This is a genomic window from Burkholderia sp. AW49-1, from assembly GCF_053427845.1.
This window is the reverse complement of record NZ_JBSAXF010000001.1, coordinates 990,325-1,014,997: the sequence shown is the minus strand read 5'-3', so window position 1 is coordinate 1,014,997 and position 24,673 is coordinate 990,325. Positions and strand designations below refer to the sequence as shown.

Annotated in this window: 25 protein-coding genes; 10 read left to right on the top strand and 15 right to left on the bottom strand. The window is 68.5% G+C overall.

Annotated features, from left to right (window positions below; all coding sequences use genetic code 11):
• Positions 1–42 precede the first annotated feature (42 nt).
• Positions 43–210 (top strand): hypothetical protein, encoded by a 168-nt coding sequence (locus ACV22W_RS04425; RefSeq protein WP_448017996.1) that lies wholly within the window; start codon positions 43–45, stop codon positions 208–210.
• 93 nt (positions 211–303) lie between these two features.
• Here ACV22W_RS04425 and ACV22W_RS04420 read toward each other — a convergent pair whose 3' ends face one another.
• The gene (locus ACV22W_RS04420; protein WP_448017994.1) at positions 304–1,338 is read right to left on the bottom strand and encodes an AraC family transcriptional regulator; all 1,035 of its coding nucleotides are present in this window, start codon (positions 1,336–1,338) and stop codon (positions 304–306) included.
• Positions 1,339–1,408: 70 nt separating this feature from the next.
• On the opposite strand from ACV22W_RS04420, the gene ACV22W_RS04415 reads away from it, so the two are divergent.
• The gene (locus ACV22W_RS04415) at positions 1,409–2,620 is read left to right on the top strand and encodes an MFS transporter (protein ID WP_448017992.1); all 1,212 of its coding nucleotides are present in this window, start codon (positions 1,409–1,411) and stop codon (positions 2,618–2,620) included.
• A 46-nt stretch (positions 2,621–2,666) separates the two neighbouring features.
• Here ACV22W_RS04415 and ACV22W_RS04410 read toward each other — a convergent pair whose 3' ends face one another.
• From ACV22W_RS04410 to ACV22W_RS04395, 4 genes are all read right to left on the bottom strand, one after another.
• Positions 2,667–3,512 carry a helix-turn-helix domain-containing protein gene (locus tag ACV22W_RS04410; RefSeq protein ID WP_448017990.1) on the bottom strand — a complete coding sequence of 282 codons (846 nt, stop codon included), beginning with the start codon at positions 3,510–3,512 and terminating at the stop codon, positions 2,667–2,669.
• Positions 3,513–3,560: 48 nt separating this feature from the next.
• Positions 3,561–4,118 carry a carboxymuconolactone decarboxylase family protein gene (locus tag ACV22W_RS04405; protein ID WP_448017988.1) on the bottom strand — a complete coding sequence of 186 codons (558 nt, stop codon included), beginning with the start codon at positions 4,116–4,118 and terminating at the stop codon, positions 3,561–3,563.
• A 101-nt stretch (positions 4,119–4,219) separates the two neighbouring features.
• On the bottom strand, positions 4,220–4,987 hold the full coding sequence (locus ACV22W_RS04400) for an isocitrate lyase/PEP mutase family protein (protein ID WP_448017986.1): 768 nt from the start codon (positions 4,985–4,987) through the stop codon (positions 4,220–4,222).
• Positions 4,974–6,029: a saccharopine dehydrogenase family protein gene (locus ACV22W_RS04395; RefSeq protein ID WP_448017984.1), complete on the bottom strand. Its 1,056-nt coding sequence runs from the start codon at positions 6,027–6,029 to the stop codon at positions 4,974–4,976. The genes ACV22W_RS04400 and ACV22W_RS04395 overlap by 14 nt, the downstream gene beginning before the upstream one ends.
• Positions 6,030–6,147: 118 nt before the next feature.
• Between ACV22W_RS04395 and ACV22W_RS04390 the strand changes: the two genes are divergently transcribed.
• Positions 6,148–6,741 (top strand): TetR/AcrR family transcriptional regulator, encoded by a 594-nt coding sequence (locus ACV22W_RS04390; RefSeq protein WP_448017982.1) that lies wholly within the window; start codon positions 6,148–6,150, stop codon positions 6,739–6,741.
• A gap of 18 nt (positions 6,742–6,759) precedes the next feature.
• On the opposite strand, the gene ACV22W_RS04385 is transcribed toward ACV22W_RS04390, so the two are convergent.
• Positions 6,760–7,227, bottom strand: coding sequence for a MarR family winged helix-turn-helix transcriptional regulator (locus ACV22W_RS04385; RefSeq protein WP_448017980.1), 468 nt, complete (start codon positions 7,225–7,227; stop codon positions 6,760–6,762).
• Positions 7,228–7,309: 82 nt separating this feature from the next.
• Between ACV22W_RS04385 and ACV22W_RS04380 the strand changes: the two genes are divergently transcribed.
• Positions 7,310–7,678: a hypothetical protein gene (locus tag ACV22W_RS04380; RefSeq protein WP_448017979.1), complete on the top strand. Its 369-nt coding sequence runs from the start codon at positions 7,310–7,312 to the stop codon at positions 7,676–7,678.
• Positions 7,679–7,772: 94 nt separating this feature from the next.
• The gene (locus tag ACV22W_RS04375) at positions 7,773–8,390 is read left to right on the top strand and encodes a glutathione S-transferase family protein (protein ID WP_448017977.1); all 618 of its coding nucleotides are present in this window, start codon (positions 7,773–7,775) and stop codon (positions 8,388–8,390) included.
• Positions 8,391–8,463: 73 nt separating this feature from the next.
• On the opposite strand, the gene ACV22W_RS04370 is transcribed toward ACV22W_RS04375, so the two are convergent.
• From ACV22W_RS04370 to ACV22W_RS04350, 5 genes are all read right to left on the bottom strand, one after another.
• The gene (locus ACV22W_RS04370; protein ID WP_448017975.1) at positions 8,464–9,186 is read right to left on the bottom strand and encodes an HAD family hydrolase; all 723 of its coding nucleotides are present in this window, start codon (positions 9,184–9,186) and stop codon (positions 8,464–8,466) included.
• 29 nt (positions 9,187–9,215) lie between these two features.
• Positions 9,216–10,187: an ornithine cyclodeaminase family protein gene (locus ACV22W_RS04365; RefSeq protein WP_448017973.1), complete on the bottom strand. Its 972-nt coding sequence runs from the start codon at positions 10,185–10,187 to the stop codon at positions 9,216–9,218.
• Positions 10,188–10,337: 150 nt separating this feature from the next.
• Positions 10,338–11,468 carry a DSD1 family PLP-dependent enzyme gene (locus ACV22W_RS04360; protein WP_448017971.1) on the bottom strand — a complete coding sequence of 377 codons (1,131 nt, stop codon included), beginning with the start codon at positions 11,466–11,468 and terminating at the stop codon, positions 10,338–10,340.
• Between the two features lie 113 nt (positions 11,469–11,581).
• Complete coding sequence (locus ACV22W_RS04355) at positions 11,582–12,541, bottom strand: LysR family transcriptional regulator (RefSeq protein WP_059818611.1); 960 nt, start codon at positions 12,539–12,541, stop codon at positions 11,582–11,584.
• Between the two features lie 66 nt (positions 12,542–12,607).
• Positions 12,608–13,522, bottom strand: coding sequence for an NAD(P)/FAD-dependent oxidoreductase (locus ACV22W_RS04350; RefSeq protein WP_448017969.1), 915 nt, complete (start codon positions 13,520–13,522; stop codon positions 12,608–12,610).
• Positions 13,523–13,665: 143 nt separating this feature from the next.
• Here ACV22W_RS04350 and ACV22W_RS04345 point away from each other — a divergent pair, with 143 nt between their 5' ends.
• The 4 genes from ACV22W_RS04345 to ACV22W_RS04330 all read left to right on the top strand — a co-directional run bounded on the left by ACV22W_RS04345 (position 13,666) and on the right by ACV22W_RS04330 (position 19,550).
• Positions 13,666–14,106, top strand: a complete 441-nt coding sequence (locus ACV22W_RS04345; RefSeq protein ID WP_448017967.1) for an RrF2 family transcriptional regulator — start codon at positions 13,666–13,668, stop codon at positions 14,104–14,106.
• A 259-nt stretch (positions 14,107–14,365) separates the two neighbouring features.
• Positions 14,366–14,956 carry a DUF2760 domain-containing protein gene (locus tag ACV22W_RS04340; RefSeq protein WP_448017965.1) on the top strand — a complete coding sequence of 197 codons (591 nt, stop codon included), beginning with the start codon at positions 14,366–14,368 and terminating at the stop codon, positions 14,954–14,956.
• Positions 14,953–16,794 carry an Hsp70 family protein gene (locus tag ACV22W_RS04335; RefSeq protein WP_448017963.1) on the top strand — a complete coding sequence of 614 codons (1,842 nt, stop codon included), beginning with the start codon at positions 14,953–14,955 and terminating at the stop codon, positions 16,792–16,794. Before ACV22W_RS04340 ends, ACV22W_RS04335 begins: the two co-directional genes overlap by 4 nt.
• Positions 16,795–16,799: 5 nt before the next feature.
• The gene (locus tag ACV22W_RS04330; RefSeq protein WP_448017961.1) at positions 16,800–19,550 is read left to right on the top strand and encodes an Hsp70 family protein; all 2,751 of its coding nucleotides are present in this window, start codon (positions 16,800–16,802) and stop codon (positions 19,548–19,550) included.
• Between the two features lie 151 nt (positions 19,551–19,701).
• Here the strand turns inward: ACV22W_RS04330 and ctlX are convergent, their stop codons facing one another.
• Positions 19,702–20,703, bottom strand: a complete 1,002-nt coding sequence (ctlX, locus tag ACV22W_RS04325; RefSeq protein ID WP_448017960.1) for a citrulline utilization hydrolase CtlX — start codon at positions 20,701–20,703, stop codon at positions 19,702–19,704.
• A 58-nt stretch (positions 20,704–20,761) separates the two neighbouring features.
• The gene (locus tag ACV22W_RS04320) at positions 20,762–21,841 is read right to left on the bottom strand and encodes an ornithine cyclodeaminase (protein ID WP_448017958.1); all 1,080 of its coding nucleotides are present in this window, start codon (positions 21,839–21,841) and stop codon (positions 20,762–20,764) included.
• A 295-nt stretch (positions 21,842–22,136) separates the two neighbouring features.
• Here ACV22W_RS04320 and ACV22W_RS04315 point away from each other — a divergent pair, with 295 nt between their 5' ends.
• Entirely contained in the window at positions 22,137–22,568 is a 432-nt protein-coding gene (locus tag ACV22W_RS04315) for an Lrp/AsnC family transcriptional regulator (RefSeq protein WP_448017956.1), read from the top strand.
• Here ACV22W_RS04315 and ACV22W_RS04310 read toward each other — a convergent pair.
• Positions 22,565–23,980 carry a sensor histidine kinase gene (locus ACV22W_RS04310; RefSeq protein ID WP_448017954.1) on the bottom strand — a complete coding sequence of 472 codons (1,416 nt, stop codon included), beginning with the start codon at positions 23,978–23,980 and terminating at the stop codon, positions 22,565–22,567. The genes ACV22W_RS04315 and ACV22W_RS04310 overlap by 4 nt on opposite strands.
• Complete coding sequence (locus ACV22W_RS04305; protein WP_448017953.1) at positions 23,967–24,632, bottom strand: response regulator transcription factor; 666 nt, start codon at positions 24,630–24,632, stop codon at positions 23,967–23,969. The genes ACV22W_RS04310 and ACV22W_RS04305 overlap by 14 nt, the downstream gene beginning before the upstream one ends.
• Between the last annotated feature and the right edge of the window lie 41 nt (positions 24,633–24,673).

Genomic DNA, 24,673 nt, shown 5'->3' with positions numbered 1-24,673 from the left:
TGAGCGCGTCGCCGCCATCGGCCGACGCACGGGAGGAACATCATGACGGAACGGGAACACGAGATCGCCGACCTGGCGAAGGAATTGCTGGGCCGGATCGTGCAGGGCGCGATGACGAACGGCGCGCCGGTGGATGCGCAACAGTGCGCGGCACTGGCCGTGGAGTGCGCGACGGCGCTGGTGGACAAGCTCGACGCGCACGGCGGTTGAACGCAATCGTCACGGGCGACGGCGGATCGAGCGATGCCGGCGTGACTCGGCAGGTATTCGCTTGGCTCCGCGCTGCGCGCGAAGCGTTACACGTCACACGTCGGCGTGCGTGTCGCCTGCTGCGCGCACTGCACCCGGCGGCCTGCCGACCACGCGCTTGAACGCGCGGCTGAACGCCGCGAGCGACCCGTAGCCGAGCCGGTACGCCACGGCTTCGATCGTCTCGCCCTCGCGTGCGATCCACTGCGCGGCGAGCCGCATCCGAAGCTCGGTCAGGTAACGCACCGGCGTCATCCCGGTGGCCGCGAGAAAGCGCTCGGCGAATACCGAGCGCGACACGCCCGCTTCGGCGGCGAGTTCCGCGACGCTCCAGTTGCGCCCCGGATCGCGATGCAGCGCGACGATCGCACGGCCGAGCTTCGGCTCGCGCAGCGCCTGCACCCAGCCCGCCGCGTCGCCACATCCGCATTCGACCCAGCCGCGCACGATGAACGCGGCGACCACGTCCGCGAGCCGCGCGAGGATGCCCGCGAAGCCCGCGCGCTCGGAGCACGATTCGCGTTCCATCGCGTCGAGCATCGGGCGGATTTCCGGGTAGCGCGCGAGCAGCGTGCCGACGTGCATGAATTCCGGCATCGTCCCGACGAGCGGCTGCATGCCGCCGAGATCGAGCTCCATGCACGCGCTGAAGATCAGCGCATCGCCGGCGGCCGGCTCCGTCGCGACGCACGACGTCGGGCCCACCGACGCGACCGTGTCGCAGATCTTTGCGGCCTCGAACCCGCCGATCTCGCGGCACGGCGCATCCGGATCGGACACCAGCGCGTGCATGCGGCCATGCGGCAGGAGGATCGCATCGCCCGCCTCGAGTCGCATCGTCGTGCCGTCCGCGTCGCGCAGCAGCACGGGCCCGCGCCCGACGAAATGGAACTGCGCGCGGCCCGGCGCATGGCCGAAACGCAGCCCGAACGGCCGCGGCACCTGGATGCGGCGGTATTGCACACCGCTCAGGCGCATCCCCAGCAGCAGCTCGCTGACGAGGTCGTGCACGTCGGGGACGGGAGGAAGCAGGGGCTCGGACATCGCGAAATTCGGACGATCGATCAACAAGAACGGATTGTATGTCATAGACCGTCCTGCCGCCGTTCCTTACGATACGTCGTCATCAGTATTTTCCCTATACGACTCGGAACGACGCATGAATCCCGGAATCTCCTCTGCCGCCACCACGGCGGCCCCCCGCGAGCCGGCCTGGGGCGCTGTCTTCGCGATGACGCTCGGCGTGTTCGGTCTCGTCACCGCCGAATTCCTGCCCGCGAGCTTGCTCACGCCGATGGCCGACAGCCTCGGCGTGACCGAAGGCGTGGCCGGCCAGGCCGTCACGGCCACCGCGACGGTCGCGCTCGTCACGAGCCTGCTGATCTCGGCGCTGACGCGCACGATCGACCGCCGGCGCGTGCTGCTCGCGTTTTCGGTGCTGCTCGTCGCGTCCAATCTCGCGGTCGCGTTCGCGCCCAACCTGACGACGCTGCTGATCGGCCGCGTCGTGCTCGGCGTCGCGCTCGGCGGCTTCTGGACGATGGCGACCGCCACCGCGATGCGGCTCGTGCCGACCGCGATGGTGCCGCGCGCGCTGTCGATCATCTTTAGCGGCGTGGCGGTCGCGACGATCGCGTCCGCGCCGATGGGCAGTTATTTCGGTCACCTGATCGGCTGGCGCAACGTGTTCCTGATCGCGGCCGGGCTCGGCGGTCTCGCATTCGCGTCGCAGGTGATGACGCTGCCGTCGATGCCGCCGAGCGGCACGACGCGACTGCGCACGCTCGTCGACGTGCTGCGCCGGCCGACCGTCGGCCTCGGGATGTTCGCGACGATCCTCGTGTTCACCGGGCATTTCGCGTTCTTCACGTATCTGCGGCCGTTCCTCGAACAGGTTGCCGGTGTCGGCGTGAACGGGCTGTCGGCGATCCTGCTCGGCTACGGGATCGCGAACTTCGTCGGCACATCGCTCGCAGGCCGCGTGCTCGAGCACCGGCTGCGACCGATGCTGATCGGGATGCCCGCGCTGATGGTCGTGCTCGGCGTCGCGCTCGTCGCGCTCGGCCGCGCACCGATGATCGACGCGGTGCTCGTCGCGTTGTGGGGGATGGCGTTCGGCGGCGTGCCGGTCGCATGGTCGACGTGGGTCACGCGCACCGTGCCCGATGAGGCCGAGAGCGCGGGCGGGCTGATCGTCGCGGCGATTCAGCTCGCGATCGCGACGGGCGCGGCGGCTGGCGGCGTCGTGTTCGATGCGAACGGCGCGGGCGGCGTGTTCCTGGGTGCGGCCGCGGTGCTGGCCGTGGCGGTCGCGACGATCGTGACCGGTGTGCCGAAGCGCGTGGGCGTGGCGCCGGCGCTGGCCGAGTGACGGATTGAAGCGTACCGACGTGTGCGATCGCGCATCGGCAAGTTCCTCAGCGCATCGGCGCGTGCGCGTCGAGCAGCTGCCGGTGCCGTGACTCGGTGGCGTCGTCCGCCGGGAACATGCACTCCATGCGCAATTCCTGCGCGGCGGCGCTTTGCGGTGTACCGACCGTCGTGATCAGCGAGAAATAGCGCAGCACGACGCCTTCGTGGACGAAGCCGACTGGCACGACCGGCGTCGACGGCGCGGCGGCCGGGATCGGTGGTGTTTTCCAGTCGCGCGGCGTGTGTGGACTGGCGAGCAGTTCGTCGAGCAGCTGCTGCATGCCGCCGTCGATCACGCGACCGGCCGATTCGCGGTATACGCGCTGCAGGAGGCTGCGCGACACGCTGTCCCAGTCGGCGACGAACGGCTGCATGCCGGACGGATCGAACATCAGGCGCAGCAGGTTACGCGGGCCTTCGCGCGCAGCCATGTCGATGAAGCAGTTGAAAAAACGCGGCGCCGCGTCGTTGGTCATCAGCACGTTCCAGTACCGGTCCATGACGATCGCGGGGAACGGGTCATGCTGGCGGACGACACGCTCGAGCGCGCGGATCACGTCGTGCATTTCCTCCGCGTCCCACGGTGCATCCGAATACACGGGCGCGTATCCGGCGGCGAGCAGCAGAGCGTTGCGCTCGCGAAGCGGGACATCCAGCGTCTGCGCGAGCGCCAGCAGCGTGTCGCGCCCCGGCACGCTGCGTCCGCTTTCGATGAAGCTGATCTGGCGCTGCGAGATGCCGGCGTCGAGCGACAGGTCGAGCTGGCTCACGCAGCGCAGGTCGCGCCAGTAGCGCAACAGCCGGCCCAGTTCATGCGGCGGCGCGTTCGGATCGCTGCGGCTGGTGTTCATCCCGTAGTCCTGATCGTTCCGTGAGCGACGCCGATGACTATATCGAACTCACGCGGCATGTGCATGCCACGCGAAGGCGTCGAACGGCGCCTCGAGCACCGGCCGGGTCACGCTGCCGACGTAGTTCGTGATCGTCGACGCGGCGACCACGGCAATCACTTCGAGCAACTGATCGGCGCTGAAGCCGGCGTCGAGGAAGCCCCGGCGGTCGGCTTCCGCGATGTGGCCACGGGTTTCGATCAGTGCGCGCGCCACTGCCGACAGCGCGGCCAGTTCCGTGTCGTCGGGCAGATCGCCGCGCCGGATCGCATCGATGTCGGCGGCGCGCACGCCCTGTTTCAACGCAAGCGCGGTGTGGAATGCGACCGGCCATTCGCTTGCGTTGGTGACCGCGTTGGTGAGGAGCAGTGTCTGGATCTGCGGCTCCGTGAGGCTGCTCGCGTGCACCCGCTCGAACAGGCCGATGAAGCCGTTGATCAGCACCGGCGATGCGGCCATGGCCGCCGCGATGTTCGGAACCATGCCGAAGGTTTTCCGGAGCTGCTCGAGGACGGGCTTCGACTCGGCAGGGGCCGAATCAACCGAATGAAGTGGATGGCTGGACATGACGTCTCCTGGGTGATGAGCGCCGCCGCAATGGCGGCGCGACACCCGAATCGTAGGGACTGCCGTGCCGCGCGCCAATTACATCGGATGTAATCGGTTCGTTATTCACCCTCTCTGACCACCGCCGCAAGCGTCTTCATCGCCTGCAGGTAAGGGTATGGCCCGTGGCTGATGCGCGCGACGCCATATGACGCGAGTTCGGCCAGCGTCGGCGCTTCCGCGACACGCATGATGTTCACGGGCAGCGGCGACGCGGCCGTCAGCGCGCGAATCAGCGCCGGCGATCGCAGTCCCGGCACGAACAGGCCGTCAGCACCGGCCTCCGCGTACGCACGCGCGCGAGTCAGCACGTCGTCGAGCAAACGTTCGTCGTGCGTGTCGGCCGCGGCCTTGAAGAACACGTCGGTGCGCGCGTTGATGAAGTAGCCGATCTCCGCGCGGTCGGCCGTCTGCCGCGCCGCCGCGAGACGCGTCGCCGCAGCGTCGACGGTGCGCAGCTCGCCCGTCGCCGGAAAACTGTCCTCGAGATTGCAGCCGATCGCACCGGCCTCGATGCTGCGCGCGATCGTGTCCGCGACATCCTCCAGCCGCTCGCCATACCCGCTTTCGAGATCGACGGTGACGGGCAGGTCGGTCGCCTGCGCGATCCGCGCGAGCACTTCCATCACGAGCGCCTTCGGCATCTGCTCGCCGTCGACGAAACCGTTGGCCGCCGCGACCGACCAGCTGCCGGTCGCCAGCGCGACGCCGCCCGCGTCGGCCACCGTGCGCGCGCTGCCGGCGTCCCACACGTTGAACAACGCGAGCGGCTGGCCCGCGCGGTGAAGCGAACGGAAATACGCGGCTTTCTCCTTGCTATTGCGGCTCATGCTCGTTCCTCCGGTTGAAATTCCGATCGGTGACCGTATCGAACGATACGGTCACCGTGTCGAGCGCCGCGAGGAAATCGCGTGCGTCGAACAGTTCGCCGAGGCTGCGCACGCCGCCCGACGTCAACGCCTTGCCGCTCAGCAAGCGGACCGTCGCTTCGACGATGATCGGTGCGCTCACCGCATAGATGTCGCGTCCCGACGCGGTCGCGCGATGCGTGCTGCCGTTCTGCACGACGACCACGTCCATCGCGAATTGCTGCGCGGAGCGGCCGAGCGTGTCGACCGGCCGCGGCGGCGGCGTGCCGGCATCGCGCACGTCGCGCAGCGCGCGCGTCGCGAGCCAGGACTCGATCGTATCGATGCGCAGATGACGCGCGAGTGTCATCACTTCCGAAAACGGCAGCAGCGTGACGTCGACGTCGCCGAGCGGCGACGGGAACGGCCACCTGCGTTCACGTGGCGTCGACGGCACCGCGGTCGGCTTGCCGTCCTTCCGGATCAGCCGGATCGCATGATTGCGCTCGCCGGTCACGCGCGTGCCGCGCGTCGGATGCCAGCTGTCGAGGCCGGTCGCGACGTCGACGCGCTCGATCGGCTCGCGTGGCTCGATGATCGCCGTGACGAGCAGATCGGCCAGGCCGCCGTAGAACGCGGCGGCCGGCACGAGCGTCACGCCGGCGGCGCGTGCGCGGGCGTCGCGCTGGTCGGTCAGCGCCTGGACCGACGGCTGCTCGGCAGTCAGGTCGAGATACGGGATGCCTGCCCGCAAAGCCGCATCGGCGAGCGGCAGCGCGGTATCGAGGTACGGGCCCGCGCAGTTGATCACCGCGTGCGCGCCGCGCAACGCGGTGTCGAGCGCTGCCGGATCGTCGACCGATGCGACGCGCCACGGCGCCGCGTCGTGGCCGCCTTGCGCGAGGCGCGCGGCATCGCGCCCGATGCGGATCGTGCCGAGCCCGCGCCGTTCCAGTTCGGCCACGACGAACCGCCCCGTGTGACCCGTGGCGCCATACACTGCAACCGTCATTCGATCGTCCATGATCAGCTCCGATACAGATCGGTATGTTTTATAGTACAGACCTGTAGCGTAGTCAACTTCCGGGTGCTATCATCGGACCCACTTTCGCGGGACGAGCGGCCTCGGCGGCCGGGCTTGGATGAAAAAGGGAACGGACACGAACGGGAGCGCGCCCGATACGCGCGAACGCATTCTGCAGACGGCGAGCGCGCTGTTCTACCAGGAAGGGACGCGGGCGGTCGGCGTGGACCTGATCGTTGCGCGGGCGGGCGTCGCGAAGACGAGCCTGTACCGGCACTTCGCGACGAAAGACGACCTGATCGAGGCGTTCCTGCTGCGCGAGGATGCGGATTTCTGGGCACACTGGGACGCGGTGGCCGCGCAATACCGGCGCACGCCGCGCGAGGAACTGGACGCGCAGTTGCAATGGATCGGCGAGCGCATCGAGCGCCCCGGTTATCGCGGTTGTCCGCAGATCAACATCGCCGCCGAGTACGCGGACGGCAATCATCCGGCCCGCAAGGTCGCCATCGCGCACAAGCAGGAATTGCGGCGCCGGCTGACGGAGCTGGCCAGCGCGACGCGGATCGACGAACCGGAAACCTACGCGCTGCGGCTCGCGACCGTCATCGACGGCGCGCTCAGCAGCGGGCAGGCGCTGCACGCGTACGGGCCCGTGCGCTTCCTGCAGGAGTTCGCGCAATTGCTGATGCCGAAGAAGGGGCGGAAGTGAAGCGCGTGGCGCGCCGCGTCAGCCGCGGGTAGCCGGATCCTCCGACAGCGCGCGCAACTGCCCGCGCAACACATCGACTTCGCCTGCTGCGAACGGCCGTTCGATGTCGGCGTGCGTTTGCTGCCATAGCGGGAATGCTTCGGTGAGCAACTGATGACCGGCCGGCGTGAGTTCGAGCAGGCGGCTGCGCTTGTCGTCCGGATCCCGCGTGATCGTGAGCAGCCCGCGCCGCTCGAGCGGCTTGAGCGCGGCGGTCAGCGTGGTGCGGTCCATCGCGAGCAATGACGCGACCGATTTCATCGCGGCCGGCTGTGGCCGGTTCAGCGACATCAACAGCGAAAACTGGCCGTTGGTGAGATCCAGCGGACGCAGCACATCGTCGAAGATGCGCGCGAGATTGCGCGCCGCGCGCTGCATGTGCAGGCACAGGCAGCAATCGCGCACCATCAGTGTCGTTTCGAAAGGGAGTGTTTCTTTGCGTGCCATGTTGCAATTGTGTTGATATCAACCTATTGTGTCAAGGGCGAGGAGCGGCAGCCCGTCGTTCCCGCCATCGGACGGAGGAAGCATGAGTGCGCAAGAGCAGTTGTATCTCGCGGTATTCCTCGGCAGCAAGGATAGCCCGGGCATGAAGGCGTGGATGGCGCTGCCCGAGGACGAGCGGCGTACGCGGGAGCGCGACGGGATCGCCGCATGGCACGCGTGGGTCGATCGACATCGCGATGCGATCGTCGAGCTCGGCGGGCCGCTCGGCAAGACCAAGACCATCGGCAAGGGCGGCGTGACGGACACCGCCAATGCGATGAGCGGCTTCACCGTCGTGCGCGCCGCATCGCACGACGCGGCCGCCGCGCTGTTCGAGGGTCATCCGCATTTCACGCTGTTCCCCGGCGACGCAATCGACGTGATGCCGGTGCTCGCGGTGCCGGGCATGTGAGCGGCGACGGGCGCTGCGTGCGCGGTCGTCGCGGCCGATGGGCCGCCGGCTGCGCGCGGCGATTTTCCCCGACATTATCGATGGAGACATTGCGATGAAGCTTTACGGATTCGCCGGCACGCGCTCGCAACGCGCGCTTTGGGGGCTCAAGGAACTGGACGCGGATTTCGAGTACGTGTCGGTCAACCTGCTCGAGGGCGAGCACAAGCGGCCCGAATTCCTGCGCCTCAATCCGGCCGGCAAGGTGCCCGTGCTCGTGGACGGCGACCTCGTGATTCCGGAGTCGGCTGCGATCGTGCTGTATCTCGCGGACAAGTACCCGGAGAAGGCGCTGCTGCCCGTCGATCTGGCGCTGCGCGCGCAGGCCTATCGGTGGGTGATGTTCGCGGTGACGGAGCTTGAACAGCCGCTGTGGCGGATTACGCGTCATTCGTTCATCTATCCGCCGGAAAAGCGCTCGCCGGCCGATATCGAGCTGGCTCGCGAGGATTTCGCGACGATGGCCGCGATTCTCGACAAGCATCTCGAAGGACGCCAGTTCATCGTCGGCGACTCGTTGACGGTGGCCGACTGCGTGACGGTTTACCTGATCGACTGGGCGAGCGAATGCCACCTGATCGAACCGTTCCCGCAATTGCGCGCGTATCTCGAGCGGCTTTATGCGCGACCGAAGGCGCCGCAACGGATCGCGGACGCGCGCAAGGCGGCGTGAAGCGGTGGTCGGTCGTGCCGATGGGGGCGATCGCCCTCGACCGCGCGATCGCGCAGGCTTGCAGGCATCGTGTTTACGATGCTTCGACGGGGCCGCCGAGCGCACGGCACAGCACCGACAAGTCGCGCACGGTCAGATGCGGGGACGGGGCGCGCCGCGCGGCGTACCCCGCTTCCGACCCTGGGTGGCGCACGACCCATGCTGCCTGCAGCCCCGCATTCAACGCGCCGACGACATCGAGGTGAAAGTCGTCGCCGACGTGGAGCAACTCCGCCGCAGGCACGCCGAGCTTCGCGGCGGCCGCATGGAAGATTTCCGGCTCGGGTTTCGCGAATCCGAACGCACGCGCGCTGAGCGTGTCGCGGAAGAACTCGCCGCCGCCGGTCAGCTGAAGGTCCGCATTGCCGTTCGTCACCGCGATCAGCGGAAATCGCGCACTCAACCACGCGAGCGCAGGCAACGCATCGTCGAAGAACTCGACCCGGTTTCGCGCGGAATAGAACACGTCGTATGCGCGGTCGGTCAGCGTGACGTCTTCGTTCGCGCGTTCGAGCGCAAGCCGGATCGATCCGATGCGCAACGCACGAAAGTCGCTGACGAGGTCCGGCCGAGCGCGTTCGTATTCGTTGCGCAACTGGCCCAGTGCCTGCGACGTGGGCACGACGCTCGCGGTATCGGGCGCGTGCGCGATCAGCCACGCATGCAGCGACGCCTCGGCCCGTTCGACGGCGGGGCCGAACGGCCACAGCGTGTCGTCGAGATCGAAAGAGATGGCGGAAATTCTGGATAAACGCATGACGATGGAAGATACCACGCCGGTGCCGGTCACCACGGCCACGGGATCGAACGTCCCGCGCCGTTTTCGACAGCCTGCCGGTACAGGAAACGCGCAACGGTCAGGTCCTGCAGCGCGAGTCCAGTCATGTCGAACACGGTGATCTCGCCCGGCGATCGATCAACGGACACGGTGCCGGCAAGCACGTCGCCGATTTCAGCGCGCGGCAGATCGGGCGCCCATTGACATTCGCCGATGCTACCCGCCTGCTCGTGATCGTCCACGAAAATGCGCGCGCGCGCCAATACGCCTTCGGGAAGTTCGCGCTTGCCCGCGGTGTCCGCGCCGACGCAGGTCAGGTGGGTGCCGGGCTGAACCGCGTCCGCGTCGAACAGCGGGCCGCCGCCCGGCGTGGCCGTGATGACCACGTCGCTAGCGGCCACGGCATCGTTCCAGTCCTGTGTGATTTGGATGTCGCAGCGCTTGCGGAATGCCGATTCGAACACCGCATCCGGTTCGCCGCGGACGTTCACATACTGCACCGAGCATCGTTGCGGCAGCAGTCTGAGCGCGTGGTCGAGCTGCACGCGCGCCTGCACGCCGGTGCCGAACACGCAGATGCGCGTACTGTCGCGGCGGGCCAGCGCCTGCAGGCCGAGGCCGCCGGCCGCACCGGTCCGGGCGGTGGTGATTGCATTGCCGTCCATGATGCAGAGCGGACGGCCGGTGGCCGGATCGAACAGCGCGATCGTCGCCTGATGCGGCTCGCCGCCCCGGTTTCGATTGCCGGGCCAGAACCCGGCTGCCTTGAAGCCGAGCAGATCCTGGCTCGCGACGTCGCCGGACTTGATGCCGAATACGCCACCGGTATGCAGCCTTTCGCGCACGACCGGGAACACGCGCCCGGCACGTCGACTGTGCAGCACGAAGGCTTCGTGCACCGCCGTCATTACCGGTTCGGGTTGGAGGGCCGGTTCGACGACATCCCGGTCGAGAAGAAGGAGGTGGGCGTCTGTCGGCATGGTGGGGCAGCCTGTCGGATGCGATGCGGATCGCGGTTTTTAGAATGTGTCTATGTTTAGACAAATACTCAGTTTCGATCGGGCGAGGGTGCGGCGGCAGGTTTCATCGCTCGAAATCTGCCGCCGCACCGGTCATGGCCTTGAGGCGTCCTACCACCCGTAGAAGCGTGGCCAGGCCTGCACGGTGCCGTCGCTGCCCAGCGCGAGATATTCCGGATGTTGCGCACCGGTCGCGCATGCATGGTTCGGCAGGATCCGCAAACGGGTGCCGATCGGAAACCGCTTCGCGATCGCGGTGTCGGCCATCCCCGCGTGTGACACGATGCCGTGCTCCTGATTGGCCGCGCTCATCACGTACTCGCCGAGCACTTCACCGTCTTCGGTACACACCTGCCCGTAGCCGAAATCCCGCGCCTGCCGCTGCGTGCCTCGATCGCGGCTCATCGCCATCCAGCCCGCATCGACGATGGCCCAGCCTTTTTCTTCCTGGTGTCCGATCACGGTGGTCAGCACCGACAGGGCGATGTCGGACAGCGCGCACACGCCGACGTTGTGCATCACGAGGTCGAACAGCACGTACACGCCCGCGCGGACTTCGGTCACGCCGTCGAGATGCTCCGCGGACAACGCGGTCGGCGTCGAACCGATGCTCACGACCGGACACGGCAAACCCGCGGCCCTGAGGCGCTCCGCGGCGCGCACGGTCCGGCTACGCTCCTGTTCGGAGAGCGCGACCAGCGCGTCGCGGGTGTCGTAGTCGTAGCTGGAGCCGGCATGCGCGAGCACGCCGCCAAGTGTCATTCCTCCGTCGACCAGCGCGCGGCCGACGCCGATCAGCAGGTCGTCGTCGGGTGCAATTCCCGAGCGGTGACCGTCGACGTCGACTTCGATCCAGACTTCGAAGCGCTCGCCGTGCTCGCGCCCGAATTCGGCGATGGCGCGCGCGGTCTGCAGGCTGTCGGTGACGATCTTCAGGTCGCAACCCTGCCGGCGCAGCGCGAGCGCGTGGCCGAGCCTGGCGGGAATCATCCCGACCGCATAGACGATGTCGCGTACCCCGACCGCGAAGAACTGTTCGGCCTCCTTGAGCGTCGACACCGTGATGCCCTGCGCACCGGCAGCGATCTGCGCGTCGACGACATGCCGGCATTTGGTGGTCTTCACGTGCGGCCGGAACCTGACGCCGAGCGCGTTCAGATGCGCCTGCATGCGCGTGATGTTATGACGCATGCGACCGACGTCGATCAATGCGGCGGGGGTGTTCGGAAGCGGGATGCCCATGATGCGTTGCCTCGGTGGTTTGCCGACAGCGAACACTGTAGGGTGTCGGGCAAGCAGTGTGTTTAACGTGAGCCAAATCGATCATTAAGTTCGATTTAATCTCGGGAAGCCGCTCATGCCTTGCCGCGCCACGGCGGCGGATCGAGAAATTGCGTCGCGGCTTGGAGGAAGACCCGTTGCCGCGCGGAGCGGCCGGTGCGCGACGGCAGTAGCGCGGTCACGGGCGCGGGCGGCAGATGCCAGTCAGGCAGCAGCCTGACCAGCTTGCCGCTGGCCAGCAGCGGCGCGACGTCCCACTCGGAGCGTTCCACGATCCCGAGCCCGGCCAGTGCCCAGTCGGTGACGACGGTGCCGTCGTTCGACGAAAGCGCACCCGTGACGCGAATCACCGTCGATCGCCGGGATTCGCCCTTGCCATCGCCGGTTTGCGAGAAGCGCCAGCGCGGAACGTCCTCGTCGTTTTCGCGCAGGCACAGGCAGTCGTAGCGGGCGAGGTCGGACGGATGGTTCAGTTCCTTGATGCGCCGCGCGTAACCGGGGCTCGCGCACAGGAAGCGCTCGTTGGGCGCGAGCGGATAGCCGATCCACGATGACGACTTCAGGCCCCCGACATGGATGACCACGTCGGCCCCCGACGCGCTGGTCAGCGGACTCTCCGACAGGTGCAGCGAAATTTCGAGCTTCGGATGCGCGCGTTGCACGTCACGCACGATCCGCGCGACGTACTTGCGTCCGAAGCCGAACGGCGCGACGACGCGCAGCGTGCCCTGCACGTCGCCGTGATCGCCGGAGATATTGACCGGCAGCGCCTCGACGCGCTCGAGAATCCCGACAGCTTCCTGGTACAGCCGCTGACCCTCGTCGGTCAACGCGATCCCTTTCGGCTGCCGCACGGCGAGCCGGACGTTCAGTCGTGCCTCCATCCGCTGCAGGCGGATCGTGACCGCGGGCGGGGTGAGGTCGAGCAGGCGCGCGGCGGATGCCAACGAGCGCGACGCGCCGATCGCGCGAACGAGCCGAAGATCGTCAAGGTCGAGCATTGCATGTCTCTTGATGCTGATGTTGTCGAGCATTAAACATCACATCGGACGAAGAAAGGAGCGTTACACCGCATCAGTCCACATGCGGGTTCACGCTTTTCACGTCTCGAGCCCGAAAATCAGCGATCGATGCGCGCCCACGCCGGCCGCGACGCCGGACGCCGACGCGAACGTCGCGTTCGTCATCAGGCTCGACGCATCGCCGGCCGCGAACACACCGGGAACGCTCGTCTGCTTCCACGTATCGACGCGAATCGCCTTACCCAGCGGCCCGTCGTCGAACGCACAGCCGAGCTGTTGTGCGAGACCGCTCGCCATCTCCGTGCGCGCGCCGATGAACAGCGCATCGATCGGCACGACCTGCCCGTCGGCGAGCCGCAGCGCGTCGATTCGCGGCGCTTCGCCGAGGATCTCGACGACCGGCGACCGTTCGATGCGCACGCCACGCGCGGCAAGCAATGCGGCTTCCTCTTCGTTCGCTTCGACGACGCCTTGCGTGAACCACGTCGTCGGTCCCCAGTCGGGAATCAGGATCGCCTGATGCACGGAAAGCGGATGCGTCGCCAGCACGCCGAGTTGCCGGCCCGACACCTCGTAGCCATGGCAATACGGACAATGCAGCACGCTGACGCCCCAGCGTTGCGCGAGCCCCGGCAGCGCCGGCAGTTCGTCGCGGATGCCGGTCGCGAGGATCAGCCGTTCCGCGCTTGCGCGGCTACCGTCCGCCAGCGTCACGTGAAAACAGCCGTTCGCGTCGCGCTCGGCGGTGCGCACCTCGCCGGCGACCCGCTGCACGGTCGGATACGCCGCGAGTTGCGCGGCGGCTTCCGCAACGATCTGCGCAGGCGGCTTGCCGTCCTGTCCGAAAAATCCGTGCGCATGGTCGGCGAAACGATTACGCGGCCGCCCGGCATCGATCACGAGCACGCGGCGCCGCGCGCGTGCGAGCTGCATCGCGGCCGACAGCCCGGCAAAGCTGCCGCCGATCACGATTACCTCATGATGGCTCTGCATGTGTTCACTCCTTTCCTGAATCCGTATCAAGCGAAGAACGTGCTCCGATGGCGGTCAACTCATGAAACACGAGAAGTTGCATGATAGGCCGGTGATATCATTCACGCAACTTCAGAAGTTTCGAGAATGGGAGCCAGCCGTCCATGAGAACCGATAGCCGTTTGTCGCGCATGCTGCATGCGCTGATCCATATGGACCAGGCCGACGGCCCGCTGACGTCGGAGGCGATCGCGGCGATGCTGTGTACGAATCCGGTCGTCGTGCGGCGTTTGCTCGGCGGGCTGCGCGACTGCGGCTACGTGCAGTCGGAGAAAGGGCACGGCGGCGGCTGGGCGCTCAGCGTCGCGCTCGACGACATCACGCTGCTCGACGTCTATCGGGCGGTGGGCGAGCCGCCGGTGTTTTCCGATCTGGTCGCCGAGGATGCACCCGAATGCCTGGTCGAACAGGCGGTCAACGCGCATCTGTCGGCCACGCTTAAGGAGGCCGAAGCGGTGCTGCTTGCGCGCTTCGGGGAGGTCACGCTCGGCATGCTGTCGCGCGATTTCGAGGCGAAGGCGGCGCGCCGCCGCAAGCCGAGCTGACGCGCCGCAACATCGCCACCGTCACCCGATAGCCGGCAGTCCGACGCAATCTGGCACCGCGCGAAACCCGCGCGCCGTCGTGTTCTGTCCCCCAACTTCTGCCCGATTCGCCCGCCACAGGGCAAAATACGGGTTTTCCGCACCCGAGAGGGCGCGCCCGAATCACGCGCCGGGCGGCGGCGGTGCGCCATCGCACGCCGCCGCCCGGCGCCCAGGCAAGATGCTCGCCGTGTCGCGAGCCCACAGGAGTCCAGACCCCATGCCCGAATCCAACCTGTCCTTCTTCGGCCGGCTGTCGCTGGCCGTCGGCACGTTCTTTTCCGTGATCGGCAACCGCGAGTTCGCGGCCGGCGTGCTGCGCGTGCGCGACGGCGCGCCGGCACCGGTCGCCCCGGCGCCGGTTGCACCGGCCCCCGCCGCGGCTCCGGCACCCGCGCCCGTGAAGGCCCCGGCCCCCGAGCTGCACGAAGCGAGCCCGCAAGCCGCGCTGCAACTGCTCGGCCTGCTGCAGCGCGATGCGCGCTTCGTCGACTTCGTCGAGGAAGACATCGCCGGCTATGCGGACGCCGACATCGGCGCCGCCGCACGCCTCGTGCACGACGGCTGCCGCGCAGCGCTGCGCGAGCACTTCACGATCGTTCCGGTGCGCGATGAAGCAGAAGGCAGCCGCGTGACGCTGCCGGCCGGCTTCGACGCGACGGCCGTGCGGGTGACGGGCAACGTGGTCGGTGCCGCGCCGTTCACGGGTACGGTCAGCCATCGCGGCTGGCGTGTGGTCGACGTGCGCCTGCCGAAGCTGACGGGCAGCCACGACGCATCGGTGGTCGCACCGGCGGAGGTGGAACTGTGAGCGATCCGCGCTATTCGATCGGTATCGACCTCGGTACGACCCATTGCGCGCTGTCGTACGTCGACAGCGCCGCGAGCGACGGCGAAAAGATCACGCAGCAGGTGCTGCCGATCGCGCAGCTGACCGCGCCCGGCGCGCTGGAGTCGCGCGACCTGCTGCCGTCGTTCCTCTATCTTCCGCATGAAAGCGAGCTGACGCAGGGCGACCTGGCGCTGCCGTGGACGGCCTCGCGCGGCTTCGCGGTCGGCGAAATGGCGCGTACCCGCGGCGCGGGCACGCCGATCCGCCTCGTGTCGAGCGCGAAGAGCTGGCTGTGCCATCCGGGTGTCGATCGCCGCGCGGCGATCCTGCCGAGCGATGCGCCGCCCGAGGTGTCGCGCGTGTCGCCGCTGGAAAGCTCGATTCGCTACCTGACGCACCTGCGCGAAGCGTGGGACCACGCGCATCCCGACGCGCCGTTCGCCGACCAGGACGTGACGGTCACGATCCCCGCGTCGTTCGACCCGGCGGCGCGCGAACTGACGGCGGAAGCCGCGCGTGCCGCCGGCTATTCGCGGATGACGCTGCTCGAGGAGCCGCAGGCGGCGCTCTACAGCTGGATCCAGAAGAGCGAAGGCGGCTGGCGCAAGCAGGTGCGGGTCGGCGACCTGATCCTGTGCGTGGACGTCGGCGGCGGCACCACCGACCTGTCGCTGATCGCGGTGGTCGAGCGCGAAGGCAACCTGGAACTGCATCGCGTGGCGGTTGGCGAGCACATCCTGCTCGGCGGCGACAACATGGACCTCGCGCTCGCGCACGTGGTCGCGCGCAAGCTCGCGCAGCAGGGCACGCAGGCCGATCCGTGGCAACTGCGCGCGCTGACCTACGCGTGCCGCGCCGCGAAAGAAACCCTGCTGTCCGACCCGACGACCGACGCGGTGCCGCTCGTCGTGCCGAGCCGCGGCTCGAAGCTGATCGGCGGCTCGATCCGCACGGAGCTGACGCGCGCGGAACTCACGCAGACGATCCTCGAAGGCTTCTTCCCGCAAGTCGATGCGGCGGCGCGTCCGGTGAGCCGCGCGCGCGTCGGCCTGACGCAACTCGGCCTGCCGTATGCGCAGGACGCGGGCATCACGCGCCATCTCGCGGCGTTCCTCGGCCGCCAGGTCGCGGCGCTCGACGCGCTCGACGGCGTGCAGCGCACGCTGCCGCAAGGCGCGACCTTCCTGCATCCGACCGCGGTGCTGTTCAACGGCGGCGTGTTCAAGTCGACGCTGCTCACGCAGCGCGTGCTCGACACGCTCAACAGCTGGCTGGCCGCCGAAGGCGCGCCGTCCGCGCGCCTGCTCGAAGGCGCGGATCTCGATCTGGCGGTCGCGCGCGGCGCGGCCTATTACGGTTACGTGAAGCGCGGCCGCGGCGTGCGTATCCGCGGCGGCACGGCGCGTGCGTACTACGTCGCGATCGAGTCGGCGATGCCCGCGGTGCCGGGGCTGGAGCCGCCGGTGCAGGCGCTGTGCGTCGCGCCGTTCGGGATGGAGGAAGGCTCGGATGCGGCGCTGCCGCCGCAGGAGTTCGGCCTCGTCGTCGGCGAACCGGTGCAGTTCCGCTTCTTCGGATCGTCGGTGCGTCGTCAGGACGAGGTCGGCACGCTGCTCGACTATTGGTCGCCCGAAGAGCTGCAGGAGCTCGAGGAAATCCAGGCAACGCTGCCTGCCGAAGGGCGTACGGTCGGCGAGGTCGTGCCGGTCAAGCTGCACGCGCGCGTGACCGAAGCCGGCACGCTCGAACTCGAGGCGATCCCGAGCGGCACGAACGAGCGCTGGAAGGTCGAGTTCGACGTGCGCGGCGCCGCCTGAGCGCGATGAAGCGCTATACGGTCGGCATCGACCTCGGCACGAGCAACACGGTCGTCGCATACGTCGAGGCCGGCTCCGACGCGATCCGCGTGTTCGACGTCGAGCAGCTGGTCGGCACCGGCGCGGTGGCCGCGCAGCCGCTGCTGCCGTCGGTGCGCTATCACCCGGCGGCGGGCGAACTGCCGCCGGACGCGCTGCGCTTGCCCTGGGCGTCCGATTCGACGGCCGGCGCGGCCGCGGCCGGTGCGCCGCCGGCCGTGATCGGGCGATATGCGCGCACGCTCGGCGCGCAGGTGCCGGGGCGGCTCGTCACCAGCGCGAAGAGCTGGCTGTCGCACGCATCGGTCGACCGGCTCGCACCGATCCTGCCGTGGGGCGCGGCCGAAGGCGTCGACAAGGTGTCGCCGGTCGACGCGAGCGCGAGCTATCTCGCGCACGTGCGCGCCGCGTGGGATGCACGCTTTCCCGACGCGCCGCTCGCGAAGCAGGACGTCATCCTGACGGTGCCGGCATCGTTCGACGACGGCGCGCGCGCGTTGACGGTCGAGGCCGCCAGACGCGCGAAACTGCCGGCGTTGCGGTTGCTGGAAGAGCCGCAGGCCGCGTTCTACGACTGGTTGTACGGCCAGCGCGAGACGTTGCGCGAGACGTTTGCCGCCGCGCGCCGCGTGCTGATCTGCGACGTCGGCGGCGGCACGACCGATCTCACGCTCGTCGACGTCGCGCCGGGCGACGACGGCGAACCGGCCTTCACGCGCGTCGGCGTCGGCAATCACCTGATGCTCGGCGGCGACAACATGGACCTCGCACTCGCGCGTCTGGTCGAGACGCGGCTGACCGAGCCCGGCACACGGCTGTCCGCCGCGAGCCTGTCGCAGCTCGTCGAACGCTGCCGCGCGGCGAAGGAGCGGCTGCTCGGCGACGACGCGCCGGCGTCCGTCACCGTGACGCTGCTCGGCGCGGGCAGCAAGCTCGTCGGCGGCGCGCGCTCGGCCGAGCTGACGCGGCAGGAAGTCGAGCAGATCGTCGTCGACGGCTTCTTTCCGCAGGTCGACGCCGGCGAGCTGCCGCGCCGCGCGCGGGCCGCGATCGTCGAATTCGGCTTGCCGTATGCGAGCGACCCGGCCGTCACGCGCCACGTCGCCGCGTTCCTGAATCGCCACGCGGAAGGGCCGCTGCCCGACACGCTGCTGCTCAATGGCGGCGTGTTTCGCGCGGGCGCGCTCGCCGGCCGTCTCGCGCAGACGCTCGGCGCGTGGCGCGGCGCGCCGCTCGACGTGCTGCACAACGCGCATCCGGACGTGGCGGTCGCGCGCGGCGCGGTGGCCTACGGGCTTGCGCGGGCGGGGCATGCGCCGCGCATCGGCGGCGGCTCCGCGCGCAGTTATTTCCTCGTGCTCGACGACGGTGACGGCGACGCGGCCGCGCGTGGCGTCTGCCTGCTGCCGCGCGGTTCCGAAGAGGGCCGCGAGATCCGGCTCGAGGAGCGCACGTTCGCGCTCCAGCTCGGGCAGCCGGTGCGTTTCCACCTCGTGTCGACGGTGGCCGAGACGGCATACCGGCCCGGCGACCTCGTCGAACTGGCAGGCGGCGATTTCGTGCGGTTGCCGCCGATCGCGACGGTCGTCGACCGGCAAGCCGGCAGCGACGCACGCGAAACGCCGGTGAAACTCACGGCATCGCTGACCGAAGTCGGCACGCTCGAAATGCACTGCATCGCGACCGACGACACGTCGCGACGCTGGCGGCTCGAATTCCAGTTGCGCGGCGATGCGCCCGCACAGGTCGGCGACACCGCGCTCGCGCGCCATCCGCGTCTCGATCATGCGATCGAGCTGATCGACCGCTCGTTCGGCAGCAAGGCCGCGGACGTCACGCCGAAGGACACGCGACGGTTGCGTGCACAACTTGAACAGGTGCTCGGCCCGCGCGACGAGTGGGACGTCGCACTCGCGCGCGAACTGTTCGACGCGTTGCTCGCGCGGGCGCGTCGCCGCCGGCGCTCGGCCGATCACGAACGCGCGTGGCTGAACCTCGCCGGATATTGCCTGCGCCCGGGCTTCGGCCATCCGCTCGATGCGTGGCGCATCGAACAGCTGTGGCCGCTGTTCGACGACGGGATTCAATACGTGAACGACGCGCAGGTGTGGTCCGAGTGGTGGACGCTGTGGCGGCGCGCGGCCGGCGGCCTCGACGACGACGCGCAGGCGCAGGTGCGCGACGCCATTGCGTTCCTCGAACCGTCCGACGACAAGCGCCGCAAGCTGCCGTTCGACCCGGCCAAGGTCGGCCCGGCCGACATGACGCGCTTGTCCGCGTCGCTCGAACGATTGCCGGTCGAGCGCAAGGTGGAACTGGCCGAGCGTTTGATCGTGCAATTGCAGAAGCCGGCCGAGCGCACGCTCTGCGCGTGGGCGCTCGGGCGGATCGGTGCGCGGCGGCCGTTCTACGGCAGCGCGCACAGTGTCGTGCCGGCCGATGTCGCGAACCGCTGGCTCGACGCGCTGTTCGCGCTCGACTGGAAGCAGGTCGAACCCGCGGCATTCGCGGTCGCGCAAATCGCGCGGATGACGGGTGACCGCGAACGCGATTTGCCGGACGAGACACGTGAGGCCGTGATCCGGCGTCTGTCGGCCGCGAATGCGTCGGCCGCGTGGATCGACATGGTGCGCGAGGCGATCGCGTTCGACGAAGCCGACACGGCACGCGTGTTCGGCGAAACGCTGCCGGCCGGGTTGAAGCTGCTGGCGGGGTGAGCGGCGCGAGGGCTCCGGTATCGTTCGGATACCGGAGCATTCTGCGGCGTTGCCGATGCGGGCCGACGCCCGCCGATTCAATACCCTTCGAACAAGAAACGGCTGCCGTTGCATCGCATCGGCAGCCGTTCGTGCTTCGTGAGTCTGCCGGTCAGATTTGCGGCGTCGTCTCGCGTGGCAACGCGACCGATTCCACGGCGATCGCATCCGGCGCGGTTGCCCGCCGCGCGAGGTGTATGCCCGCGAGCATGCAGCGCACCGAGCCGCCGGCCAGTTCGATCGTCGGCACGTCGAGCGGCAGCAGCCGCGCGGAGCGCTCGATCGTCGCGCGCTGGTCGCCCGTGAGGCAGTCGAACGCGCGCCGCGACAGCGCGAGCACGCGCCCGTCCTTGCCCGACAATTCCAGCGTATTGCCCGCGAAATTCGCGATCTGCGCGTGATCGAGCGCGATCACCGTGCGGCCCGTTTCGGTCAGGCGTTGCGCGATTTCGTCGCGGCGCCGGCGGTCGGCGATCAGGTCGAGGCCGATCATCGCGAACGCCGTTGCGACGCTCATCATCACGTTCGTGTGATAGATCGGGTTCCCGTTCGCGTCGGCCGTGTCGAAGCAGATCGGCTCGAAGTTGAAGTGCGTGCAGAAGCGTTCGAGCGCGACCGGATCGGCGCGGCGCGAACGCGCGGTGTACGCGATCCGCGCGACGTGGTCGAGCACCATCGCGCCGGTGCCTTCGAGGAACACGTCGTCGTATTCGAGCCCCGAGTAGTCGATCACGTCCTGCACGCGGTATTGCGCCTTCAGCATCTCGACGATGTCCGCGCGTCGCTCGCGGCGGCGGTTCGGGCTATACATCGGAAACAGCGCGACATGCCCGCCCGGATGGGTCGAGAACCAGTTGTTCGGGAACACGGAGTCGGGCGTGTCGCGCTCGCCGTGGTCGTCGAACACGTGCACGCGCACGCCTGCCTCGGCGAGCGTCTGCGCCGCGGCCGTGACTTCGTCGCGCGCGGCGGCCGACACCGATGCGGTGTCGTTTGCCCCGGCGGCGGCCGTGCGCTGGAACGCGTTGTCGGCGGCGGTCTGCGGATTCGGCAGGAAGCGGTGCGGCCGGATCATCACGACGGATGTCGGCGCCTGGATCGATACGAGATTCATGAACGGTGAGGGCGAGAAGCGGGAAGCAGGGCGGCGCGCACGCCGCCCGGGATGACGATCAGCGCGCGAACGCGGCGACGGCTTCGGTCACGAAGGCCGCGTGACCCTGCGCGATCGCGGCCGGATCGTCGATCAGCGCGAACAGGTTCTTCGGATCGACGGCCGGCGGAATCAGCGCGATCTCGACGCCCGCGTTGTGCTGCTGCGCGAGCGCGTACAGGTAGCGCAGCGCCGAGTAGTCCTCGAGTGCGAAGCCGACCGAGTCGAACACCGTGACTTCGTCCGCGCCTTCGCGGCCGGCCGTCTCGCCCTGCAGCACGCGCCACAGCTCGGTCACCGGAAAGTCGGCCGGCATCTGCTGGATTTCGCCCTCGATGCGCGACTGCGGCTCGAATTCGACGAACACGCGGCCCGCTTGCAGCACGCCCGCCTCGAGCTCGGTCTTGCCCGGGCAATCGCCGCCGACCGCGTTCAGGTGCATGCCGGGCTCGATCATGTCGGTGGTGACGATCGTCGCGTACGCCTTGTCGGCGGTGACGGTCGTCACGATGTCGGCGCCGCGCACGGCGTCGGCGGTCGACGCGGCGCGCACGATGCGTAATTCAGGGTAGGCGGCGAGGTTCTTCACGAGCTTGTCAGTCGCTTGGCGGTCGACGTCGAACACGCGGATTTCGTCGATGCCCAGCAGCGTATGGAACGCGATCGCCTGGAATTCGCTCTGCGCGCCGTTGCCGATCAGCGCCATCGTGCGCGAGTCGGGGCGGGCGAGCGCCTGCGCGGCGAGCACCGACGTCGCGGCCGTGCGCAGCGCGGTGGTCAGCGTGAGTTCGGCGAGCAGCAGCGGATAGCCGGTGTCGACTTCGGCGAGCGCGCCGAACGCCATTACCGTGTGCATGCCGCGCGCTGCGTTGACGGGGTGGCCGTTCACGTACTTGAACGCGAACAGCGATGCGTTCGCGACGGGCATCAGCTCGATCACGCCGTCGCGCGAGTGGCACGCGACGCGCGGCGACTTGTCGAAATCGGCCCAGTGCAGGTAATCGGCGCGCAGCGTGTCGACGAGCTCGCGCAGGAACGTCGTGACGCCCGTCCTGGCGATCAGTCGGGCGGTGGCGGGAACGTCGAGGAAGCGGGTCATCGGTTTGTCTCCAATTCTTGCCGGTACGGGTGTCCAGGCGTCCTGGTCGACCGGGGCGGGCGCGTCGGCCCGGGCCCCGGCTCCATCAAAAACGGTGTCGCGGCGTGTGTGGCCGGTCGATGGAGTCATTATTTCCGTGAGTCGAGCCAACAAAAAGACGGCAAAAGTGGCAGATTTATCGATAGACTTGGCAGATTGCTGGCCATATCCGGCAGTTTGTCCGATCCATGCTGGTCGAAATGCGCGCCGTCCCGCACGCTGGCGGCCGTCTCACGTTCAACAGGAAGGTCCGTTCATGATTACGCTCGACGACGTCGACCGGCAGCTCATCGCGCTGCTGCGCGACAACGCGCGGATGCCCGTCGTCGCCCTCGCGAAGGCGTTGCGCGTCGCGCGCGCGACCGTGCAGAACCGGCTGACGCGGCTGGAGAAGAACGGCGTGATCGTCGGCTATACGGTGCGGCTCAAGCCGGCAGCCGAGCGGCACCGGATCCGCGCGCTGATGTCGATCGCGGTGCAGGGCAATCGCGGCGCGGAAGTGGTGAAGGTGCTGCGCGGGCATCCGAACGTCGCGTCGATCCACAGTACCAACGGGCGCTGGGATCTGATCGCCGAACTGCATGCCGATTCGCTCGAGCATTTCGACCGCGTGCTCGGCGCGATCCGATTGATCGACGGGATCGCGAATACGGAGACGAGCATTCTGTTGTCGACGCACAAGGCTTAACCTGGGCGCTTCGTCACCGCTCGCGGAAACGTCAGCACCACCGCGAACCCGCCCGCATCGGGAAACGCGAACCCGATGCGCCCGCCGTGCGCCTTCATCACTTCCTGCACGATCGCGAGCCCGAGCCCCGACCCGGTTCGACGCTCGCTGCCGTCCGGCGCGATCCGGACGAACGGCTGCAGCGCCGCGTCCCAATGCTCGCGCGGAATCCCTCGCCCGTTGTCGGTGACGGTCAGCGTCACCGCTTGATCCGCATTACCCACGCTGGCGACCGACACGACGATGTCGTCCGCATGCCCGTGCAGCAGCGCGTTGTGCAGCACGTTCGACAACGCCTCCTGGAGACTGATCGCATCGCCGTCGATCCACGCATGCGGCGCGTCGCTCGCGAAAGCGACGGCCACGTCGCGCGCGTCCGCGAGCGGAATCGTGCGGCCGAGCACGTCCTTCGCGAGCGCGACGAGGTCGACGGGTTGCAGCGGCACGACCTCGGTGCGATGAATCACCATCGCATGATTGAGCAACTGCCCCGTGAGGCGGCCGACGTCCGAGCAGGTCGCGCGCAGCGCATCGAGCCGCGCCGCATGGCGCGCGGGATCGACTTCCCCGTCGAGCAATTCGATCTGTGCGTCGAGGCGCGCGAGCGGCGTGCGCATCTGGTGCGCGGCATCGGCGATGAAGCGCTGCATCGCGTTGATCCGTTCGGCGAGGCGGTGCATCAGTCCGTTGATCGACCCGATGATCGCGTCGATCTCGCTCGGCGTATCGACGGCCACCGGCCGCAGATCGGCCGGGTCGCGCGCGGCGATGATCGTGCCGATCTGCGCGAGCGGGCGCAGCCCGCGTCGGATCGCGAGGCCGCTCGCGCCGATCGCGAGCACGCTCATCAGCAGGATCAGCGTCCACACCTTGATGCTCATGTCGTTCGTCAGCTGCTGCCGCGAATTGGTTGTCTGCGCAACGGTGACGAGCGCCCAGCCCGGCGTGCTTTCCTCGGGCATGTAGCGTGCGATGGTCGCGGTGCGGATCCGGTGCCCCTGGTAGACGGCGTTCGCGAACGCCGGGCCCTGTTTCGCGGCGGCGAGCGTCGCGGAGCTCGCGAGATCGTTGTAGCCGGCCACGACGACGCCGCGCGAGTCGACGACCTTGTAGTAGACGAGGTCGTAGCGCGACAGCGTCGATAGCGCGGCGACGGGCGGGTTCAGCGCGAGCACGCCGCCCTGCACGTACAGGTTCTCCGCGACCTGGATCGAGGCGCCAGCGAGCAACTGGTCGTACGCGCGTTCGGCCGCGACGCCCGCGTAGTAGCGCGCGATCACGGCAAGCGCGAGCGCGCCGGTCGCGACGACGAGCGCGATGAACAGCAGCGTGCGCCCGAACAGCGTCTTCGGGAACCAGTCAATGCGCCGCAATCTGATACCCCATCCCGCGCGCGGTGCGAATCTCGACCGAACTGCCCTGCAGCTTCCTGCGCACGCGTGTCACGTACTGCTCGACCGCGTTCGCGGTCGGCTCGTTGCCGAAGCTGAACAGCTGGTTCAGCAGTTCGTCCTTGGAGAAAATCCGCTGCGGGCGGCTTGCGAGGATCTCGAGCAGCGCGAACTCCTGGCGCGACAGCGACAGCGGCTGGCCGTCGAGTTCGGCAAGCCGGCTGCTGCGGTCGATCACGAGGCCGCCGAGCGTCAGCACGTCGTTCGCATGGCCGCTGTTGCGACGCAGCAGCGCCTGGACGCGCGCATCGAGTTCGCGGTAGTCGAACGGCTTCACGAGATAGTCGTCGGCGCCGAGGCCGAGGCCGCTCACGCGGTCGTCGATCGCGGAACGCGCGGTAACGAGCAGCACCGGCGTCGTGCTGCCCGACGTGCGCAGGTTGCGCAGCACCGCGAAGCCGTCGAGGCCGGGCAGGTTCGCATCGAGCACGACGAGGTCGAAGCGCTCGACGCGCAGCAAGCCGTTCGCGGTCGAGCCGTTGGTTTCGAGATCGACGGCATGGCCGAGCCGCGTGAGGCGGCTGCGGATCGCCGCGCCGATTTCGGCATCGTCCTCCACGACGAGAATGCGCATGGTGCCGTTTGCAGGTAGATGAGTTAGGGGTTTTCCCGGGG

Excerpts from the sequence above, each read along its gene's own strand:
- ctlX (WP_448017960.1), bottom strand. The coding sequence starts at position 20,703 with ATGAATCTCGTATCGATCCAGGCGCCGACATCCGTCGTGATGATCCGG.
- ACV22W_RS04355 (WP_059818611.1), bottom strand. The coding sequence starts at position 12,541 with ATGCTCGACAACATCAGCATCAAGAGACATGCAATGCTCGACCTTGAC.
- ACV22W_RS04365 (WP_448017973.1), bottom strand. The coding sequence starts at position 10,187 with ATGCCGACAGACGCCCACCTCCTTCTTCTCGACCGGGATGTCGTCGAA.
- ACV22W_RS04415 (WP_448017992.1), top strand. The coding sequence starts at position 1,409 with ATGAATCCCGGAATCTCCTCTGCCGCCACCACGGCGGCCCCCCGCGAG.
- ACV22W_RS04360 (WP_448017971.1), bottom strand. The coding sequence starts at position 11,468 with ATGGGCATCCCGCTTCCGAACACCCCCGCCGCATTGATCGACGTCGGT.
- ACV22W_RS04305 (WP_448017953.1), bottom strand. The coding sequence starts at position 24,632 with ATGCGCATTCTCGTCGTGGAGGACGATGCCGAAATCGGCGCGGCGATC.
- ACV22W_RS04395 (WP_448017984.1), bottom strand. The coding sequence starts at position 6,029 with ATGGACGATCGAATGACGGTTGCAGTGTATGGCGCCACGGGTCACACG.
- ACV22W_RS04425 (WP_448017996.1), top strand. The coding sequence starts at position 43 with ATGACGGAACGGGAACACGAGATCGCCGACCTGGCGAAGGAATTGCTG.
- ACV22W_RS04380 (WP_448017979.1), top strand. The coding sequence starts at position 7,310 with ATGAGTGCGCAAGAGCAGTTGTATCTCGCGGTATTCCTCGGCAGCAAG.
- ACV22W_RS04350 (WP_448017969.1), bottom strand. The coding sequence starts at position 13,522 with ATGCAGAGCCATCATGAGGTAATCGTGATCGGCGGCAGCTTTGCCGGG.
- ACV22W_RS04320 (WP_448017958.1), bottom strand. The coding sequence starts at position 21,841 with ATGACCCGCTTCCTCGACGTTCCCGCCACCGCCCGACTGATCGCCAGG.
- ACV22W_RS04390 (WP_448017982.1), top strand. The coding sequence starts at position 6,148 with ATGAAAAAGGGAACGGACACGAACGGGAGCGCGCCCGATACGCGCGAA.
- ACV22W_RS04385 (WP_448017980.1), bottom strand. The coding sequence starts at position 7,227 with ATGGCACGCAAAGAAACACTCCCTTTCGAAACGACACTGATGGTGCGC.
- ACV22W_RS04410 (WP_448017990.1), bottom strand. The coding sequence starts at position 3,512 with ATGAACACCAGCCGCAGCGATCCGAACGCGCCGCCGCATGAACTGGGC.
- ACV22W_RS04330 (WP_448017961.1), top strand. The coding sequence starts at position 16,800 with ATGAAGCGCTATACGGTCGGCATCGACCTCGGCACGAGCAACACGGTC.
- ACV22W_RS04370 (WP_448017975.1), bottom strand. The coding sequence starts at position 9,186 with ATGCGTTTATCCAGAATTTCCGCCATCTCTTTCGATCTCGACGACACG.
- ACV22W_RS04315 (WP_448017956.1), top strand. The coding sequence starts at position 22,137 with ATGATTACGCTCGACGACGTCGACCGGCAGCTCATCGCGCTGCTGCGC.
- ACV22W_RS04340 (WP_448017965.1), top strand. The coding sequence starts at position 14,366 with ATGCCCGAATCCAACCTGTCCTTCTTCGGCCGGCTGTCGCTGGCCGTC.
- ACV22W_RS04400 (WP_448017986.1), bottom strand. The coding sequence starts at position 4,987 with ATGAGCCGCAATAGCAAGGAGAAAGCCGCGTATTTCCGTTCGCTTCAC.
- ACV22W_RS04375 (WP_448017977.1), top strand. The coding sequence starts at position 7,773 with ATGAAGCTTTACGGATTCGCCGGCACGCGCTCGCAACGCGCGCTTTGG.
- ACV22W_RS04420 (WP_448017994.1), bottom strand. The coding sequence starts at position 1,338 with ATGACATACAATCCGTTCTTGTTGATCGATCGTCCGAATTTCGCGATG.
- ACV22W_RS04405 (WP_448017988.1), bottom strand. The coding sequence starts at position 4,118 with ATGTCCAGCCATCCACTTCATTCGGTTGATTCGGCCCCTGCCGAGTCG.
- ACV22W_RS04345 (WP_448017967.1), top strand. The coding sequence starts at position 13,666 with ATGAGAACCGATAGCCGTTTGTCGCGCATGCTGCATGCGCTGATCCAT.